This is a genomic window from Pseudomonas sp. GNP014, assembly GCF_054344005.1.
The window spans coordinates 2,745,117-2,763,139 of record NZ_JBTGUS010000001.1 but is presented as its reverse complement, the minus strand read 5'-3'; the positions used below and the strand labels follow the sequence as shown (position 1 = coordinate 2,763,139).

15 protein-coding genes and 1 riboswitch are annotated in these 18,023 nt (G+C 60.8%); of the genes, 12 read left to right on the top strand and 3 right to left on the bottom strand.

Annotation, left to right across the window (positions count from 1 at the left end; genetic code table 11):
* Positions 1 to 14: 14 nt before the first annotated feature.
* Entirely contained in the window at positions 15 to 1,127 is a 1,113-nt protein-coding gene (dspII, locus tag ACXX9E_RS12380; RefSeq protein WP_123465445.1) for an enoyl-CoA hydratase/isomerase DspII, read from the top strand.
* Positions 1,128 to 1,193: 66 nt separating this feature from the next.
* Here dspII and ACXX9E_RS12375 read toward each other — a convergent pair whose 3' ends face one another.
* Complete coding sequence (locus ACXX9E_RS12375; RefSeq protein WP_128614829.1) at positions 1,194 to 1,601, bottom strand: hypothetical protein; 408 nt, start codon at positions 1,599 to 1,601, stop codon at positions 1,194 to 1,196.
* A gap of 179 nt (positions 1,602 to 1,780) precedes the next feature.
* Complete coding sequence (locus ACXX9E_RS12370; RefSeq protein ID WP_123465994.1) at positions 1,781 to 2,044, bottom strand: hypothetical protein; 264 nt, start codon at positions 2,042 to 2,044, stop codon at positions 1,781 to 1,783.
* A 282-nt stretch (positions 2,045 to 2,326) separates the two neighbouring features.
* A riboswitch (guanidine-I (ykkC/yxkD leader) is annotated at positions 2,327 to 2,427 on the top strand.
* A 63-nt stretch (positions 2,428 to 2,490) separates the two neighbouring features.
* Between ACXX9E_RS12370 and ACXX9E_RS12365 the strand changes: the two genes are divergently transcribed.
* The 7 genes from ACXX9E_RS12365 to atzF all read left to right on the top strand — a co-directional run bounded on the left by ACXX9E_RS12365 (position 2,491) and on the right by atzF (position 12,278).
* On the top strand, positions 2,491 to 3,558 hold the full coding sequence (locus tag ACXX9E_RS12365) for a putative urea ABC transporter substrate-binding protein (protein WP_458555482.1): 1,068 nt from the start codon (positions 2,491 to 2,493) through the stop codon (positions 3,556 to 3,558).
* Positions 3,559 to 3,576: 18 nt separating this feature from the next.
* Positions 3,577 to 4,392 (top strand): ABC transporter permease, encoded by an 816-nt coding sequence (locus ACXX9E_RS12360; protein ID WP_458555481.1) that lies wholly within the window; start codon positions 3,577 to 3,579, stop codon positions 4,390 to 4,392.
* A complete protein-coding gene (locus ACXX9E_RS12355) occupies positions 4,389 to 5,177 on the top strand; it encodes an ABC transporter ATP-binding protein (RefSeq protein WP_458555480.1) in 789 nt (262 codons plus the stop codon). Before ACXX9E_RS12360 ends, ACXX9E_RS12355 begins: the two co-directional genes overlap by 4 nt.
* Positions 5,178 to 5,190: 13 nt before the next feature.
* Entirely contained in the window at positions 5,191 to 5,916 is a 726-nt protein-coding gene (locus tag ACXX9E_RS12350) for an urea amidolyase associated protein UAAP1 (RefSeq protein ID WP_186744567.1), read from the top strand.
* Positions 5,917 to 5,927: 11 nt separating this feature from the next.
* The gene (locus tag ACXX9E_RS12345; RefSeq protein ID WP_123465435.1) at positions 5,928 to 6,569 is read left to right on the top strand and encodes an urea amidolyase associated protein UAAP2; all 642 of its coding nucleotides are present in this window, start codon (positions 5,928 to 5,930) and stop codon (positions 6,567 to 6,569) included.
* A 279-nt stretch (positions 6,570 to 6,848) separates the two neighbouring features.
* Positions 6,849 to 10,481: an urea carboxylase gene (uca, locus tag ACXX9E_RS12340; RefSeq protein WP_458555479.1), complete on the top strand. Its 3,633-nt coding sequence runs from the start codon at positions 6,849 to 6,851 to the stop codon at positions 10,479 to 10,481.
* Positions 10,482 to 10,505: 24 nt separating this feature from the next.
* The gene (gene atzF / locus ACXX9E_RS12335; protein ID WP_458555478.1) at positions 10,506 to 12,278 is read left to right on the top strand and encodes an allophanate hydrolase; all 1,773 of its coding nucleotides are present in this window, start codon (positions 10,506 to 10,508) and stop codon (positions 12,276 to 12,278) included.
* A gap of 412 nt (positions 12,279 to 12,690) precedes the next feature.
* Here atzF and ACXX9E_RS12330 read toward each other — a convergent pair.
* Positions 12,691 to 13,832 (bottom strand): IS3 family transposase gene (locus ACXX9E_RS12330; protein ID WP_225931040.1). Its coding sequence is split into 2 segments (ribosomal slippage): positions 12,691 to 13,571 and positions 13,571 to 13,832, totalling 1,143 coding nucleotides; the frame shifts between segments, so codons are not numbered across the junction.
* Positions 13,833 to 14,349: 517 nt separating this feature from the next.
* Between ACXX9E_RS12330 and ACXX9E_RS12325 the strand changes: the two genes are divergently transcribed.
* The 4 genes from ACXX9E_RS12325 (at position 14,350) to ACXX9E_RS12310 (ending at position 17,987) form a co-directional block, all read left to right on the top strand.
* On the top strand, positions 14,350 to 15,837 hold the full coding sequence (locus ACXX9E_RS12325) for a sensor domain-containing diguanylate cyclase (protein ID WP_123465429.1): 1,488 nt from the start codon (positions 14,350 to 14,352) through the stop codon (positions 15,835 to 15,837).
* On the top strand, positions 15,830 to 16,060 hold the full coding sequence (locus ACXX9E_RS12320) for a cysteine-rich CWC family protein (RefSeq protein WP_458555477.1): 231 nt from the start codon (positions 15,830 to 15,832) through the stop codon (positions 16,058 to 16,060). The genes ACXX9E_RS12325 and ACXX9E_RS12320 overlap by 8 nt, the downstream gene beginning before the upstream one ends.
* Positions 16,061 to 16,093: 33 nt before the next feature.
* Positions 16,094 to 16,786, top strand: a complete 693-nt coding sequence (locus ACXX9E_RS12315; RefSeq protein ID WP_128615945.1) for a pseudouridine synthase — start codon at positions 16,094 to 16,096, stop codon at positions 16,784 to 16,786.
* A gap of 316 nt (positions 16,787 to 17,102) precedes the next feature.
* The gene (locus tag ACXX9E_RS12310) at positions 17,103 to 17,987 is read left to right on the top strand and encodes an alpha/beta fold hydrolase (RefSeq protein ID WP_123465423.1); all 885 of its coding nucleotides are present in this window, start codon (positions 17,103 to 17,105) and stop codon (positions 17,985 to 17,987) included.
* The last annotated feature ends 36 nt before the right edge of the window (positions 17,988 to 18,023 follow it).

Sequence of the window (18,023 nt, the reverse complement as noted above, 5' to 3'; positions counted from 1 at the left end):
CGATCGAGGTCACGATGAATCTGCACTTCGAAGAACTCACCGGCACCGACGGTGCCCGCCTCGGTATCGCCAGCCTGGATGCTGAAAAATCCCTGAACGCGCTGTCGCTGCCGATGATCAACGCCCTGAGCGACAAATTGAACGCCTGGGCCAAGGATCCGCAAATCGTCTGCGTACTGCTGCGCGGCAATGGCGCAAAGGCGTTCTGCGCCGGCGGCGAGGTGCGCAGTCTGGTCGAAGCCTGTCGCGCCCACCCTGGCGAAGTACCGCCGCTGGCCGCACAGTTTTTCGCGGCGGAATACCGCCTGGATTACAGCCTGCACACCTACCCGAAACCGTTGATCGGCTGGGGCCACGGTTACGTGCTGGGCGGCGGCATGGGCCTGCTGCAAGGCGCGAGCACGCGGATCGTCACGCCGAGCAGCCGTCTGGCGATGCCGGAAATCACCATCGGCCTGTATCCGGATGTCGGCGCCAGTTGGTTTCTCGCGCGCCTGCCGGGCAAGCTCGGTTTGTTCCTCGGCCTGACCGGCGCGCACATGAACGGCCGCGATGCGATTGACCTGGATCTGGCCGACCGGTTCCTGCTCGACGAACAGCAACCGGAGCTGATCGAAGGCTTGCTGCAACTGAATTGGCAGGAACAGACCGACATGCAGCTCAACAGTCTGCTCAAGGCCTTGCAGCAGGAAGCCGTGGCGCAAATGCCTGAAGCACAGTGGTTGCCGCGTCGGCAGCAGATTGATGAGTTACTGGACGTGAGCGACGTAACCTGCGCCTGGAAAGCCATCAGCCTGCAACGCGACAGCCACGATCCGCTGATCGCCCGAGCGGCGAAAACCCTGAGCGAAGGTTCACCGCTGACCGCGCATCTGGTCTGGGAGCAGATCCGCCGCGCCCGGCACCTGTCGCTGGCGGAAGTCTTTCAGATGGAATACACCCTGAGCCTCAATTGCTGCCGGCATCCGGAATTCAGCGAAGGCGTCAGGGCGCGGTTGATCGACAAGGATCAGAAGCCGCACTGGCATTGGCCGGACGTCAGCAGCGTGCCGGATGCGGTGGTCGAGGCGCACTTTCACAAGGTCTGGGAGGGGCGCCATCCGTTGGCGGATCTGACGCAGTATTGAGTGTCCAGGACAAAATCCGGGTACAAAAAAGCGGCGCTTTAAGCGCCGCTTTTCATTTGCGGATGATTACCAGCGATTGCCACGTCCGTTGTGGTCACCGCGTCCACTGTGTCGGTCATAGTTGCCACGACCGCGGTGATCGTTATCCCAACCGCCGCGACGGTGGCCATCCCAGCGCCCGCGATCATTGTCGTGCCAGCGACGACTCTCGTAATAACGTGGTGCCGGTTGGTAGTAGCGCGGCGCCGATTGGTAATAACGCGGTTGCTGGTAATACCGCGGGGCTGGCTGGTAGTAGCGAGGCTGCGCGTAATACGTGCTGCCGCCGCTGTAATAGGTGCCGCCCGTGTTGTAGTAGGCCGGTGCGGGTGACGTGTAGACCTCTGAGCTGTAATACGAGTCCGCGTAAGAGTACGGGACGCAACCGGCAACGGAAACCATCAACGCAGCAAGCAGAAGAATTCGTCTATACATGGCGGCCTCCTGGACCGCGGGTAGCCTCGCCAGCGACGCTGGCAGGCGTCAGTCGTTTATTCGGTGACTGACGAGAAATCAGACAGCGTTTTCGGCATCTGGTGCGTTCCCGCAACAAGTTGAAACAAGTGATTGATGAAATCCTGTTCATTTGGAAAACGCTGTCATTCAGCGACTGATCAATGGTGACCACCGTGGTAACCACCGCCGTGATAACCCCGTCCATAGCCGCCCCGATAGCCGTGGCCACCGTAGTAGTAGCGCCCGCCGCCGTAGTAACGCGGACCGTAATAGCCGCCGTAGTAATAAGGCGAGTAATAGCCCGGAGAGTAGTAAGTAGAAGGGTAAGCATCGTAAGGGCCGGCGTAGTAATAACAGCCGGATAAGCCCAGACCGAGCACCGCTCCCAGCAGCACCCGACGCAACGTTTTCTGAATAAGCATGGCGGCCTCCTGAAAGACCTGCGACAGCAGTCGGCACAGACCGGCTGACATCTGGTTTGACTGACAAATCAGGGCCGAGTGCCAACGGTGCATCAGCATCAGATCAGCGGCAGACACGCTGCATCACGGTGCAGTCGCGCACCAACACAAAGCGCCGCTCCGCTGCGCATCAGCGATGATCCACGCCGTGACCCCGCGCCAGAGCGCCTGACGCGACTTGGCACGCCTCTCGCTTTAGCAAACCCGTGCAGGAGTCATCACAGGTTCGCGGCACCACAATTTGCAATGGCTGACTAGGGTTCCGGCTCGCAAGCGCGAGTGGCTGGTCCGAGAGTTGGCGACCTCCAGTTGAGGTTACACGGCGGGACAAAAGCCCGGGAGACAAGCCACCGTTCGCGGTGCCGCGTTGCCTTCCTGTCCGCCCTTGATCAACTGGAGAACCCACCATGTCCCGACTACGTTTGCCCGCCCTGCTCGCCGCTGCGTTCGCCGCACTCATCAGCACGCAATCCTCCGCCGCCCAGAAAGACCACTTCCGCGTGTGCTGGACGATCTACGCCGGCTGGATGCCGTGGGAATACGCCGGCAGCCAGGGCATCGTCGATAAATGGGCGAAGAAATACGGAATCAAGATCGACGTCGTGCAGCTCAACGACTACGTCGAATCGATCAACCAGTACACCGCCGGCCAGTTCGACGGCTGCACCATGACCAACATGGATGCGTTGACCATTCCCGCCGCCGGCGGCGTCGACAGCACCGCACTGATCGTCAGCGACTTCTCCAACGGCAATGACGGCATCGTCCTCAAAGGTGAAGGCAAGACAGTCGCCGACCTCAAGGGCATGGACGTCAATCTGGTCGAACTGTCGGTCTCGCACTACCTGCTGGCTCGCGCGCTGGATTCGGTCGATCTGACCGAGCAAGACCTGAAAGTGGTCAACACTTCCGACGCCGATATCTCGGCTGCCTTCAACACCGCGCAAGTCAACGCCGTGACCACCTGGAACCCGATGCTCTCGGACATCAAGGCTAAACCGGGAGTGACCGAAGTGTTCAACTCCAGCCAGATTCCCGGCGAGATCATGGACATGATGGTGGTCAACAGCGCCACCCTCAAAGACAACCCGGCGCTGGGCAAAGCGCTGACCGGTGCGTGGTTCGAAGTGGTCGAGTTGATGAACGCCAAGAACGCCGCGAGCAAAAGCGCGCTGGAGCACATGGCCAAGGCCTCGGGCACTGATCTGGGCGGATTCCAGGCACAACTGGACACCACCCGACTGTTCGCCACACCGAAGGAAGCCCTGAGCTTCGCCACAAGCAAACAACTGCCGGAAACCATGCGCAAGGTCGCCGAGTTCTCGTTCCAGCACGGCTTGCTCGGCGAAGGCGCGAAAGACACCAGCGCGGTCGGCATGGCCTTCGCCAACGGCGTGACCAGCGGCGACACCGGCAACCTCAAGCTGCGTTTCGATCCGACCTACGTGCAGATGGCCGCCGACGCCAAGCTGTAAGCCACGGAGGATTTGGCCATGCGCCTGATCAATCGCCACCCGGATCGCCCGAGTCGCCTGCTGTTGGTGATCCTGCCGTTCGCCCTGGTGCTGTTCGCCTACTTCATGGGCTCGGCCGAGCGCCTGGCCGACAACCCCAACGACAAACTGCTGCCTAGCGCGGTACAGATGAGCGACGCGGTAAAGCGACTGGCCTTCAATGCCGACAGCCGCACCGGTGACTACCTGTTGTGGCAAGACACGGCCTCCAGCCTGCGGCGTCTGGCCATCGGCCTCGGCATCGCTGCGCTGGCCGGGCTGTGCCTGGGCATCGCTGCCGGCACCTTGCCGTTGTTCGGCGCACCGTTGTCGCCGTTGCTGACGGTGCTGTCGATGGTCCCGCCGCTGGCGATCCTGCCGATCCTGTTCATCGTTTTCGGTCTGGGTGAGTTGTCGAAAGTCATGCTGATCGTGATCGGCATCACTCCGGCCCTCGCCCGGGATCTGGAACAGCGCGCCCGGGAAATCCCCGTCGAACTGCTGATCAAGGCGCAGACCCTCGGCGCCTCGACCTGGACGCTGATGCTGCGCGTGGTGCTGCCGCAACTGCTCCCGCGTTTGCTGATCTCGCTGCGGCTGATGCTCGGCTCGGCGTGGCTATTCCTGATTGCCGCCGAGGCGATCGCTTCCACCGACGGTCTCGGCTACCGGATCTTTCTGGTCCGGCGTTATCTGGCGATGGACGTCATCCTGCCGTACGTGCTGTGGATCACCCTCCTCGCTTGGCTGATGGATTGGGGCCTGAAATACCTGACCCGCCGCGCATTCCCTTGGTATGAGGGGGCGGCCAAATGAGCTTCATCACGGTCAAAAACGTCTGGCAGCAATACGCCGATCAGGTCGTGCTCGAAGGCTTGAACCTGAGCGTCAACGAGGGTGAATTCTGCACCCTGGTCGGTGCCTCCGGTTGCGGCAAATCGACCTTCCTGCGCCTGCTGCTGGGGCAGGAAACCGCCAGTCGCGGCACGATCCTGCTCGACGGCCAGCCACTGGCCAACGAACCGGATGCCAGCCGTGGCGTGGTGTTCCAGCGCTACTCGGTGTTCCCGCATTTGAGCGTGCTCGACAACGTCGCCATCGGCCTTGAACTGCCTTGCTCGCCGTTGTTCGGTCGGTTGTTCGGCAGCGCCAAACGTGAGGCGCGCGAACAGGCCGCGGCATTGCTCGACAAAGTCGGCCTCGGCCATGCGCTCGACAAATACCCGGCGCAGCTGTCCGGCGGCATGCAGCAACGGCTGGCAATTGCCCAGGCGCTGATCATGAAACCGCGGGTGCTGCTGCTCGACGAACCGTTTGGCGCGCTCGATCCGGGCATCCGCAAGGATATGCACGCCTTGCTGCTGGAGCTGTGGCGCGAGACGAAACTGACGGTGTTCATGGTCACCCATGACCTGTCCGAAGGTTTCAGCCTCGGCACCCGGCTGCTGGTGTTCGACAAGGTTCGCCTCGACCCGCACGCCCCCGGCGCCTATGGCGCGCGCATCACCTACGACATCCCTTTGAACAGCGACCGCCGCGCCCAACGCGCCGCCGTCGACGCCCTGCCGTTGCCACTGGCAGGCGCCCTTCGCACCGCTTGAGAGGACTGCTCCAATGACTGATTCGACCCAACTGTTCCCACCGTTTGCCGAAGAAATGCTCCCCGGTGGCGGCCACCGTTCCTTCGTGTTGAAGCGCGGCCAATTGCTGCGCCTGACCGATCTGCGCGGCGGCGCCAACGTCAGCCTGACCCTGCTCAACGCCAACGAAAAAACCGAACGGCTGAACCTGCCCGACAGCCTCAAATGCCAACACACCGCCAAGCTCACCAGCGGCCATTGCCTGTATTCGGACATGGGCCGCGTACTGGCCGCGATCACCGCCGACACCTGCGGCTGGAGCGACAGCCTCGGCGGCGTGCTCTGCGCCGAGGAAGTGGCCGAGAAATACGGCCAGGGCCGTTACCAGGAACTGCGCAACGGCTTCTTCCGCAACGGCACCGACAACCTGCTGGTGGAACTGGGCAAGTGGGGGCTGGGCCTGTCCGACCTGCTGATGACCCTCAACCTGTTCAGCCGCGTGAACGTCGATGACGCCGGACGCTTCCACTTCGTCGAGGGCAACTCCAGGGCCGGCGACTACATCGAGTTGTACGCGCCGATGGACACGCTGGTGGTCCTCACCGCCCTGCAACACCCGATGGATCCGGCACCGGAATACGCGCCAAAACCCTTGAAGCTGAGCTGGATGAACGCCGACGCCAGCGTCGCCGAACACTGCCGCACTTCGCGCCCGGAAAACGAGCGCGGCTTTATCAACACCGACCGTTTGTTCGCCTGAGGATCGCTGCCATGTCCGTTGCTATCGCCACTTCGCAAAAACAACCCGACACAGCGGTGTACCGCGCCACGATTCCGGCCGGTGAACCCTGGCTGATGGAGGTCAAGGCCGGCCAGACCCTGCGCATCCTCGACCTGGAAGGCAATCAGGCCATCGACACCTTGTTCTACAGCCTCGCCAATCCCAAGGAGCGCTACGACGTGCAACGCACCTTGCGTCGGCAAAACAGCGTCTACCTGAGCACCGGCAGCGTGCTGTATTCCAATCTCGGCCACGCGATGCTGACCATCGTCGCCGACACCTGCGGGCGCCACGACACCCTCGGCGGCGCCTGCGCACAAGAGAGCAATACCGTGCGCTACGCCCTGGAAAAACGCTACATGCACAGCTGCCGCGACAACTACCTGCGCGCCTGCGTCCACGACGGGCGGCTAGGCAAAGGCGACATCGGGCCGAACATCAATTTCTTCATGAATGTGCCGGTGACGGCGGATGGCGGGCTGACCTTCGAGGACGGGATTTCGGCACCGGGCAAGTACGTCGATTTGCGTGCGGAGATGGATGTGATCGTGCTGATTTCCAACTGCCCGCAATTGAACAACCCGTGCAACGCCTACAACCCGACACCTGCGCAGCTGCTGGTATGGAACTGACCATGAGCCGATTGCGCCGTTGGCTTTTCGCACTGTGCCAGACGCGTTCCGGGCAGTGCCTGAAATCTCCCAGACACCCCTAAACCTTGTGGGAGCTGGCTTGCCAGCGATAGCGGTGTGTCAGTCACCATTGATGTTGGTAGTGCCGGCGTCATCGCTGGCAAGCCAGCTCCCACAGGGACCTGTAGTGATTTGAAGTAAATGTTTTTTCATCCGGGACGGCCCGGATGTCTGTCGAAAAACGGCGGGACGGCCCGCTTCCCCTTCAGGGGTTACGCCATGTTCGAAAAAATCCTCATCGCCAACCGGGGCGCCATCGCCTGCCGCATCCTGCGCACGCTGCGTGACTTGCAAGTGCAAGGCGTCGCCGTGTATTCCGAAGCCGATGCCGCCAGCCTGCATATCCTGCACGCCGCTGAAGCCCACAGCCTCGGTGAAGGGGCCGCCGCCGGCACTTATCTGGCGGTCGACAAAATCCTCGCCATTGCCACGGCCAGCGGCGCGACTGCCATTCATCCCGGTTACGGTTTCCTGTCCGAGAACGCCGCCTTCGCCGAGGCCTGCGAAGCGCACGGCATCGCGTTCATCGGCCCTACAGCCGAACAACTGCGGGTGTTCGGTCTCAAGCACACCGCGCGCGCGCTGGCAAAACAGCATGGCGTGCCGATGCTCGAAGGCACCGAGCTGCTCGACAGCCTCGACGCCGCGCTGATCGCCGGCGAACAGGTGGGCTATCCGGTGATGCTCAAAAGCACCGCCGGCGGTGGCGGCATCGGCATGCGTGTGTGTCGCAATGCCAGCGAACTGAGCGAGTCGTTCGAAGCGGTGAAACGCCTCGGCCAGAACAATTTCAGCGACGCCGGAGTGTTCATCGAGAAGTACATCCAGCGCGCCCGGCACTTGGAGGTACAGGTGTTCGGCGACGGTCGCGGTGAGGTCATCGCCCTCGGCGTACGCGACTGCTCGGTGCAACGGCGCAACCAGAAAGTCCTTGAAGAAACCCCCGCACCGAACCTGCCGGACGGCATGGCCGAAGCGCTGTGCGCGGCGGCGATCAAACTGGCGCAAGCGGTGAACTACCGCAGCGCCGGCACCGTGGAATTCGTCTTCGACAGCGAGGCGCAGCGCTTCTATTTTCTCGAAGTGAACACACGGCTGCAGGTGGAGCATGGCGTCACCGAACAGGTCTGGGGCGTCGACCTGGTACGCTGGATGATCGAACTGGCGGCCGGTGATCTGCCGCCGCTGAGCACGTTGTATGGCGCGCTGAAACCCGAAGGCCATGCGATTCAGGCGCGACTGTATGCGGAAGATCCGGGGCGCGATTTCCAGCCGAGTCCGGGCTTGCTGACGGCCGTGGAATTCCCGCCGGCCAACGGCATTCGACTGCGCATTGATACCTGGGTCGAAGCCGGCTGCGAGATCCCGCCCTACTTCGATCCGATGCTTGCCAAAGTCATCACCTGGGCGCCGACCCGTGAACAGGCGCGTGCCGAGCTGCATCAAGCATTGGGCGACAGCCTGTTGTACGGCGTGGAAACCAACCGCGATTACCTGCGGCAGATTCTCCTCGGCACGCCGTTCGCCAGCGGTGAGCCGTGGACCCGTTGCCTGGAGCATCTGGTCTACCGCGCCAACACTTTCGAAGTGCTCGGCGCCGGCACGCAAACCAGCGTGCAGGACTACCCCGGTCGCCTCGGTTACTGGGCCGTCGGTGTGCCGCCGTCGGGGCCGATGGACAGTCGCGCCCTGCGCCTGGGCAATCGCCTGCTCGGCAACGCTGAAGGCGCAGCTGCACTGGAAATCACCATGAGCGGGCCGCTGCTGCGCTTCAACTGTGAAGCGGTGATCGCGGTGACCGGTGCGCCGATTGGCCTGACGCTTGAGGGGGAAAGCGCGCCAATGAATACCGCCCTGCTGATCCCGGCGGGCGCGACGTTGCATCTGGGCAGCATCAGCGGCGCCGGAGCACGCAGTTATCTGTGTCTGCGCGGCGGTTTGCAGGTGCCGGATTATCTGGGCAGTAAAAGCACCTTCACCCTTGGCCAGTTTGGTGGCCATGGTGGTCGAGCATTGCGTGCCGGGGATGTGTTGCATATCCCTGCGCTGACTGACCGCAGTACTGGTCAGCAGCTGGCCGAGCACCACATCACCGCGTTGCCGGCGGTGCGGCAGATTCGGGTGATTTACGGCCCGCATGGCGCGCCGGAATACTTCACCGAAAATTACATCGGCACGTTCTTCACCACCTTTTGGGAAGTGCATTTCAACTCCAGCCGCACCGGTGTGCGTCTGATCGGGCCGAAGCCGGAGTGGGTGCGCGCCGATGGCGGTGAAGCCGGGTTGCATCCATCGAACATTCACGACAATCCGTATGCAATCGGTGCAGTGGACTTTACCGGTGACATGCCGGTGATCCTCGGCCCGGACGGCCCGAGCCTTGGCGGGTTTGTCTGCCCGGTGACGGTGATCGAGGCGGACCTTTGGCAACTGGGGCAGCTCAAGGCGGGCGATAAAATCCAGTTCATCCCTGTCTCTCTCTCAAACGCCCGCAACCTCGCCAGCCAGTGGGATACCTGTGGGAGCTGGCTTGCCAGCGATGGGGCCCATCCAGACACCGCATCAACTTCATCGCTGGCAAGCCAGCTCCCACAGGGAATTGTGTCGCCTGTGGTGCTGACGTTGGGTCAGGGGGATCGGCGGCTTGTTGCGCGGGTCTCCGGGGATACTCACCTATTGCTGGAAATCGGCGAGCCTGAACTCAATCTCGTCCTGCGCTTCCGCGCCCACGCGCTCATGCAAGCGCTGGAAAGCAAAACCCTGCACGGCGTGATCGACCTCACGCCCGGCATTCGCTCGTTGCAAATCCACTACCAGCCCGAGCAACTGCCACTCGTCGATCTGCTTGGCATCATCGCCGGCGAATGGGACGCGGTGTGTGCGGCCAACGATCTGCAAGTGCCGTCACGCATCGTGCATTTGCCGCTGTCCTGGGACGATCCGGCCTGCCAGTTGGCCATCGAAAAATACATGACCACCGTGCGCAAGGACGCGCCGTGGTGCCCGAGCAATCTGGAGTTCATCCGCCGCATCAACGACCTGCCGAACCTCGACGACGTGCAGCGCACAGTGTTCGACGCAAGCTATCTGGTGATGGGCCTTGGCGACGTTTACCTCGGCGCCCCGGTGGCGACCCCGCTGGACCCGCGCCATCGTCTGGTGACCACCAAATACAACCCGGCACGCACCTGGACTGCGGAGAATTCGGTGGGCATCGGCGGCGCCTACCTGTGCGTGTACGGCATGGAGGGCCCCGGCGGTTATCAGTTTGTCGGGCGCACGTTGCAGATGTGGAATCGCTATCGTGAAGTCGCCGCGTTCGATGGCAAACCGTGGCTGCTGCGCTTCTTCGACCAGATCCGGTTCTACCCGGTCAGCGCTGACGAGTTGCTGCGTATCCGCCGGGATTTTCCGCTCGGGCGCTTCGAACTCAACATCGAACACAGCCAGCTCAACCTTGCCGATTATCAGGCGTTTCTCAACCGTGAAGCCGAGAGCATCAGCGCGTTTCGGGCTCAGCAACAGGGCGCCTTCAATGCCGAGCGCGAACGCTGGATCACCAGTGGCCAGGCACATTTCGACAGCGAAGAAGCCCTGGCGCCGTGCAGCGAGGATTCGCCGTTGACCGACGGTGAACACAGCGTCGACAGCCACATTGCCGGCAACCTCTGGCAGGTGCAGGTCGAGGCCGGCAGCCGCGTTGCGGCAGGTGATGTGCTGGTGATTCTCGAGTCGATGAAGATGGAAATCCCGGTACTCGCGCCGATGGCCGGGGTGGTGCGCGAGATTCGCGTGCAGCCCGGTTCGGCGGTGCGCGCCGGGCAACGGCTCGTGGTACTCGAACTCGACTGAAGCCAATTGGATAAGGATCAACTCATGAATCTGCAACTCGATGCTCTGCGCCAGGCCTATCGCTGCGGCGCCACCACACCGCGTCAGCTGCTGCCGAAGCTGCGGGAAAAAGCCGCCGCGCTGAACCCGGATTATCACCTGTTCATTCATCTGCTCAGCGTCGAAGAACTGGAGCCGTACCTCGCCGCCCTCGACGGTCGTGACCTCGACAGTCTGCCGCTGTGCGGCGTGCCCTTCGCGATCAAGGACAACATTGATCTGGCCGGCATTCCCACCACCGCCGCATGCCCGGACTTTTCTTACGTGCCCGAGCGCTCGGCGACCATCGTCGAGCAATTGCTGGCGCTGGGGGCGATTCCGCTGGGCAAGACCAATCTCGATCAGTTCGCCACCGGCCTCAATGGCAGTCGCTCGCCTTATGGCGCATGCCCCAACAGCGTGTTGGCGGAGTATCCGTCCGGCGGTTCCAGCGCCGGTTCGTCGCTGGCGGTGGCGCTGGGGGTGGCGAGTTTTGCCCTGGGCACCGACACCGCCGGCTCGGGTCGGGTGCCGGCGGCGCTGAACAACCTGGTCGGGTTGAAAGCCAGTAAAGGCCTGATCTCCACGGCCGGCGTGCTGCCGGCTTGCCGCACGCTGGATTGCGTGACTACGTTCACCGCCACTGCGCGTGAGGCCAGTCAATTGCTGGCGCTGACCGCCAAACTTGATCCGGGTGATGAGTACAGCCGCCGCAATCCATCGTGGAATGACGGCTCGGCGTTTGGTGCGCCACGGGCGTTTCGTTTCGGTGTGCCGCGCGCGCAGGACCTTGAGTTTTTCGGCTGCGTCGAAGGCCCGTTGTTGTTTGGCGATGCCATCGACCGGCTCAAGGCTTTGGGTGGCGAAGCGGTTGAACTGGATCTGTCGCCGTTCCTCGAAGCCGCACGCTTGCTCTACGAAGGGCCGTGGGTCGCCGAGCGCTACAGCGTCGCCGGTGAACTGATGGAGCAGAATCCCGCAGCGGTGTTGCCGGTGATCCGCGCCGTGCTGGCCAAAGCGCCAGCGGTGACCGGCGTGCAGACCTTCCGCGCGCAGTATCGCTTGCAAGCCCTGAAAGCCCTGTGCGACCAGGCACTCGAAGGGCTCGACTGCGTACTGACCCCGACCATCGGCCGCCCGGTGACACTGGCCGAACTGGACGCAGAACCGGTGCTGCGCAACTCCGAACTGGGTTACTACACCAACTTCATGAACCTGCTCGACTACGCCGCCGTCGCCGTGCCGAGCGCGTTCATGGCCAACGGTTTGCCGTGGGGCGTGACGTTGTTTGGCCGGATGTTTACCGATCAATACCTGCTGAGCGTGGCCGATGCGTTGCAGCGTCAGTTGGATTGCGACCTGCCGACACCGGTGAACGCAGCTCGCCATGATCGCGCACGCATCGTGGTGTGTGGCGCGCATCTGCAGGAGTTGGCGTTGAACTGGCAACTCACACAGCGGGGTGGGCGCTTGCTGGAGACAACGTTCAGTTCGCCGGACTATCAACTGTATGCGTTGGCCGGCGGCCCACCACTGCGTCCGGGGATGGTACGAGTCAAGCATGGCGGCGTGGCGATTGCGGTGGAAGTGTGGGAGTTGCCGAGCAGCGAATTGGGCTCGTTCCTGACCGGGATTCCGGCGCCGCTTGGACTGGGCAAGGTGCAGTTGGCGGATGGGCGTTGGGAGAGCGGGTTTATCTGCGAACCGTATGGTCTGGAAGGTGCGCTGGACATCAGCCATTTGGGCGGGTGGCGGGCGTATCTTGAAACTCGGAGCTGATCCAAAAACCAACCCTCACCCTAGCCCTCTCCCGGAGGGAGAGGGGACTGACCGAGGTATCTGTAAGAGGGTTGTCATTCAGTGATACTCCGTCGAACTCAAGTTTTGAACTCAGCAAAATTTAGCCCCCTCTCAGGAGGGCAAGGGGACTGACCGAGGTGGTTGCCAGGTGGTTGCCATGCGGTGATACCGAGCCGAACACAATTTTTGAAATCACCACAATTTAGCCCCTCTCCCTCCCGGGGAGAGAGGAGACTGACCGAGGTGTTTGCCAGGTGGTTGCCATTCGGTGATACCGAGCCGAACACAACTTTTGAAATCACCACAATTTAGCCCCTCTCCCTCCCGGGGAGAAGAGGGGACTTGATCTGGTCAAACGATCCTGGACACAGTTATAGGGTTTTATCCCTTTTCATGCCGCCAGGGTTTCCATGTCTACCGGAGTTCGATAGCCGTTGTGACTGTGTAGCCTGATCCGATTGTAATAGTGGGTCAGGTAGCGCAGCACATCGCTACTGGCTTCATCTTCGTTTCGATAACCGACCTTGGGTATCCATTCAGATTTCAAACTGCCAAAGAAACGTTCCATCGGGGCGTTATCCCAGCAGTTTCCTCGTCGACTCATGCTTTGTTTTATTCGCATCTCCGACAGCGTTTCTCGGAACATTTTGCTGCTGTAATGACAACCCTGATCCGAATGGAACATCAAGTTTTCAGGGCGTCCTCGCGACTCGAAAGCCATCCTCAACGCTTTACAGGTCAGAGCCGAATCGGGACTTCTTGATATCGCCCAACCGACGATGCGTCGGGCATGCAAGTCTAGTACCGCAGCCAGATAAACCCAGTAAGTACCGGCCCAAATGTAAGTCACATCGCCACACCACACTTGATTGGGCGCCTCAACGTTGAATTTACGCTCCAAATGATTGGGGGCGTATTGAGCCTCTGCGCCGCTAGGTTTGTAACGATGTCTGCGTCGTTGCTGGCTCTTCAATCCGATCTCGAGCATCAGGCTACGAGCCATGTAACGACCTACCGACTCCTTTTCGTTACACAACGCCTTTGACAGGCTGCGCGCGCCCATTGAACCGCGACTTTGCTTATGTAATTCAGCAGCCTTGATCTTGAGGCGCTCGCGCTCGGCATCCACTTTTGTCCGCTGTTTCAGACGCTCGTAATAACTGCTGCGGTTGATACCAAACACGCCACACAACTCGGATCTTGGATATTGCTCGCTTAACTCCTCGACCAGCCTTACTGATCGAGGGAATCCGACATCAAGAGAGCCGTAGCCTTTTTTAAGATTTCCTTCTCTCGCTCAATCCGTCGGATTTTTGCTTCCAGTTCTTGGATGCGTTGTTGGTCAGGAGTCATGGCCTTGGACTTCTCAGGCGTCTTACCGTTGCGCTCAGCTCGCAACTGCTCAACCCAGCGACGCAGTGCTGTAGGTCCGACGCCCATTGCTTCGCAGGCTTCACTCACCGAATAGTCTTTATCCAAAACCAGGCAAGCCGCATCCCGTTTGAAATCTGTCGAAAAATATCGTCTAGTCAAATGCCACCTCTTCGCTGGGCGTAGATTACCGCCCTTTAAGGGTGTCCAGAATCATTAAGCCAGATCAACTGACCGAGGTGTTTGCCAGGTGGTTGCCATTCGGTGATATCGAGCCGAACACAACTTTTGAAATCACCACAATTTAGCCCCCTCTCCCTCCCGGAGAAAGAGGGAACTGAGCGAGGTGTTTGCCAGGTGGTTGCCATTCGGTAATACCGAGCCGAACACAATTTTTGAAATCACCACAATTTAGCCCCTCTCCCTCCCGGGGAGAGAGGAGACTGACCGAGGTGTTTGCCAGGTGGTTGCCATTCGGTGATACCGAGCCGAACACAACTTTTGAAATCACCACAATTTAGCCCCCTCTCCCTCCGGGAGAGGGTTGGGGTGAGGGGAGCGATCCTCCTGGCACACCCTCTGCGCCATATCCCCTGCCATTTCAGGCATAAATCCCGCAGTCTTTTCCCGGCCATCCCACTAGAATGCATGCCATCGGGCCACTGCCAACGGAACCGCCATGCCGCTTCGTTCTCCCCTGTACTCGCAACGCTCGCTGGTCCTGACGCTGATCGCCCTCCTCGGCGCCGGGTTCCTCGCCACGTCGTTGCTGAGCTACTACGCCTCCCGCGCATCGATCCGCGACAGCATCGTCAACACCGAACTGCCGCTGACCTCCGACACGGTCTACTCGGAAATCCAGAAAGACCTGGTCCGGCCGATCCTGATTTCTTCGATGATGTCCCGCGATACTTTCATGCGCGACTGGGTGGTCAACGGTGAACAGAACCCCGAGCAGATGACCCGCTACCTCGACGAGGTCATGACCCATTACGGCGCCTATACGGCGTTTTTCGTGTCCGACAGCACCCACACCTATTACCACGCCAAAGGCGTGCTCAAGCAGGTCAAGGTCGATGAGCCGCGCGACACCTGGTACTTCCGCGTGCGCGACATGAAAGACCCGTACGAAATCAACGTCGACCCGGATCTGGCCAACAAGGACAACCTGACGTTCTTCATCAACTACAAGGTCTACGACTACCACAACCGCTTCATCGGCGCGGCGGGCGTCGGCCTGACCGTGGACGCGGTGATCAAGCTGATCGACAAGTATCAACAGCGCTATCAACGCAGCGTGTATTTCGTCGATACCTTCGGCCGGCTGGTGTTGACCGGTGCCGACGGCGGCCCGGAAGGTGCGCACATCGGCCAGCGTCTCGGTGAACTCGAAAGCCTGAAAGGCCTGGTCAGTCAATTGCCCAAACCGCACAGCGGCAGCTACGAATATGCCACCCATGGTCAGGGGCATTTTCTCAACGTGCGGTTTATTCCGGAGTTGAACTGGTACCTGTTCGTCGATAAACGCGAGGACGGCGCGCTGAGTGAAATCCGTCAGTCGCTGTACTTGAATCTGCTGATCTGCCTGCTGGTGACGCTGATTGTCCTGGCGTTGCTCAACCGTGTGATCAAACGTTTCCAGCGCAAAATCCACGCCCAGGCCACCCTCGACAGCCTCACCGAACTGCCCAACCGCCGAGGCTTCGACATTCTCGCCGCACAGGCCCTGCACGAAGCGCAACGCGAGACCAAACCACTGACCGCGTTGTTGCTCGACCTCGATCACTTCAAAGTGTTGAACGACACCTACGGACACATGGCCGGCGATCAGGTGTTGATCGGTTTTGCCCGCGATCTGCAAAGCTGCCTACGCCACGCCGACATTGTCTGCCGTTGGGGTGGTGAGGAATTTATCGTTTTGCTGAAGGACACCGACGGCGACACCGCTCAGAAAATTGCCGAGAAGATCCGCCAACATGTCGAACAGCACGAATATGCCTACAACGGCCACAGCCTCAACCTGACGGTGAGCATCGGTGTCACCACCCTGCAACGCGATGACACCTTGCACAGCCTGCTGTCGCGGGCCGATCATGCGATGTACCGGGCCAAACAAACCGGCCGCAACCGAATCTGCGTGGAAATGCCTCACTCGACTTATGCCTGACTCTGACGTTAAAACCGACCATTGCCCGGCCTGCGGCGCCCGCAACGACTGCAGCCTCGCCGACCCGCACACCGCCGACCGCGAATGCTGGTGCTATGGCGTGACTATCGACCCGGCCGTGCTCCAGGCGCTGCCGCCAGAACTGCGCAACCAATCCTGCCTGTGCCCGCGTTGCGCGCAGGTCGAGGCGCAACTGCAAGCGACCCGGCCGTCGATCCCGTAAGATGCGCGGCCTTTCACCCTGCGAATTCTGAACATGCGTGTCGATCGTTTCCTCAGCAACCTGCCCCGCTACAACCGTCAGCAGGTTCGCCTGTTGCTGGTGGAAAAGCGCGTGCGGATTGACGGAAAAGTCGTCAGCGATCCCCACAGCGAAGTACTCGACTTCAGCCGAGTCGAAGTCGACGACGAAGTGTTACAGGTCGGTAAACCGGCGCGCTACTTCATGCTGCACAAACCACCGGGCTGCGTCAGCGCCACCCGCGACCCGCAGCACCCGACCGTGCTCGACCTGATCGACGAACCCGACAAGGACGATCTGCACATCGCCGGGCGTCTGGACTTCAACACCACCGGCCTGATGCTGATCACCAACGACGGCGCCTGGTCGCGACGCCTGACCCAGCCACAGACCAAGCTGCCGAAGGTCTATTACGTCGAAACCGAAGAAGCGATCGGGCCGGAATACGCGATCACCTTCGCCGAGGGCATCTACTTCGCCTTCGAGGACCTGACCACACAACCGGCGCATCTGGAACGGCTCGGCCCACGCTCGGCGCGGTTAAGCATCGTCGAGGGTCGTTACCATCAGGTGAAGCGCATGTTTGGGTTCTTCAACAACAAAGTCCTGCGCCTGCACCGCGAATCCATGGGCCCGCTACTGCTCGATAACGCGCTAAAACCGGGCGAGTACCGTGCTTTGCGCACCGAAGAGATCCATTTGTTCTAAGCCCGCGACCGCTCAGCAGAAGTTGTCGAACAATTTACCAACGGCACTTGCGCGATCCCCATCCCCCTGCTTGAATCAGGACGTCGGCCAGATTGTGACCGATGAGTCACAACATACATCCAAGAAACTTTTTGCCGGTAGAGAGCCTTCAAGGCTCCGCCTCAGCCGGCAGACTGCCCGCCAATAACAACACCCGTCGACCGTAGTCATGGATCGACATGGGCCAAGCAAATTCCAGGCGTATGCCTACCTGTCACAAAGCTCGTGCAATCTCTATTTGCGCGCATACCCGCTTGCTTGCCAGGAGTCTTATGACATGAGGCCAGAAATCGCTGTGCTGGATATACAGGGTCAGTATCGGGTTTACACGGAGTTCTATCGCGCAGACGCCGCAGAAAAGACCATCATCCTGGTCAACGGCTCGATGGCCACGACTGCGTCGTTTGCACAGACTGTGAAAAACCTGCACCCGCAATTCAACGTGGTTTGCTACGACCAGCCCTACGCGGGCCGGTCAAAAGCCCACAACCGACACGAGAAACATCTGACGAAGGAAGTCGAAGGGCAGATCCTGCTCGAGCTGATCGACCACTTCGCCGCCGAACACGTGCTCTCTTTTTCCTGGGGCGGCGCAGCTACGCTGGTTGCTCTCGCGCAACAGCCACGGCGGATCGAACGAGCGGTGATCAGCTCGTTCTCGCCAGTGATCAACGCACACATGCTCGATTACCTTGAGCGCGGCGTCGATTACCTCGGGCAGCGCGACGGCGATCGCGTCGGGCACCTGGTCAACAACACCATCGGCAAACACCTGCCGTCACTGTTCAAGCGCTTCAACTATCGCCACGTCAGCAGCCTGGCGGAACACGAATACGGACAGATGCACTTCCACATCAGCGACGTGCTGCACAGCGATCGGCAGTGCTATCTGAATGCAGCGAAAAAGATCAACGTGCCGGTGCTGTTTCTAAACGGCGAATGGGACGAATACACCGCCGCTGAAGACGCTCGCCTGTTCGGCAACCACGTGGCACACAGCACCTTCACTACGCTGCAAGCCACCGGGCACTTCCTCGACATGGAACACAAGGCCGCCTGCCGCGATAGCCAGAACGCCTTGCTCGGCTTTCTGAAACCGGCGCAGCAGGCCAGCCGAACGCGTTACTCGTTTGTTCAGGATCAACATGCACTGGCCATTTGAAAAAGCGTCGTCGCGAGCGAGGCTGCAGGGTTGGGA

Coding starts and splice junctions, on each gene's coding strand:
- dspII (WP_123465445.1), top strand. CDS start 15: ATGAATCTGCACTTCGAAGAACTCACCGGCACCGACGGTGCCCGCCTC.
- ACXX9E_RS12375 (WP_128614829.1), bottom strand. CDS start 1,601: ATGTATAGACGAATTCTTCTGCTTGCTGCGTTGATGGTTTCCGTTGCC.
- ACXX9E_RS12370 (WP_123465994.1), bottom strand. CDS start 2,044: ATGCTTATTCAGAAAACGTTGCGTCGGGTGCTGCTGGGAGCGGTGCTC.
- uca (WP_458555479.1), top strand. CDS start 6,849: ATGTTCGAAAAAATCCTCATCGCCAACCGGGGCGCCATCGCCTGCCGC.
- ACXX9E_RS12310 (WP_123465423.1), top strand. CDS start 17,103: ATGAGGCCAGAAATCGCTGTGCTGGATATACAGGGTCAGTATCGGGTT.
- ACXX9E_RS12320 (WP_458555477.1), top strand. CDS start 15,830: ATGCCTGACTCTGACGTTAAAACCGACCATTGCCCGGCCTGCGGCGCC.
- ACXX9E_RS12345 (WP_123465435.1), top strand. CDS start 5,928: ATGTCCGTTGCTATCGCCACTTCGCAAAAACAACCCGACACAGCGGTG.
- ACXX9E_RS12355 (WP_458555480.1), top strand. CDS start 4,389: ATGAGCTTCATCACGGTCAAAAACGTCTGGCAGCAATACGCCGATCAG.
- ACXX9E_RS12360 (WP_458555481.1), top strand. CDS start 3,577: ATGCGCCTGATCAATCGCCACCCGGATCGCCCGAGTCGCCTGCTGTTG.
- atzF (WP_458555478.1), top strand. CDS start 10,506: ATGAATCTGCAACTCGATGCTCTGCGCCAGGCCTATCGCTGCGGCGCC.
- ACXX9E_RS12325 (WP_123465429.1), top strand. CDS start 14,350: ATGCCGCTTCGTTCTCCCCTGTACTCGCAACGCTCGCTGGTCCTGACG.
- ACXX9E_RS12350 (WP_186744567.1), top strand. CDS start 5,191: ATGACTGATTCGACCCAACTGTTCCCACCGTTTGCCGAAGAAATGCTC.
- ACXX9E_RS12365 (WP_458555482.1), top strand. CDS start 2,491: ATGTCCCGACTACGTTTGCCCGCCCTGCTCGCCGCTGCGTTCGCCGCA.
- ACXX9E_RS12315 (WP_128615945.1), top strand. CDS start 16,094: ATGCGTGTCGATCGTTTCCTCAGCAACCTGCCCCGCTACAACCGTCAG.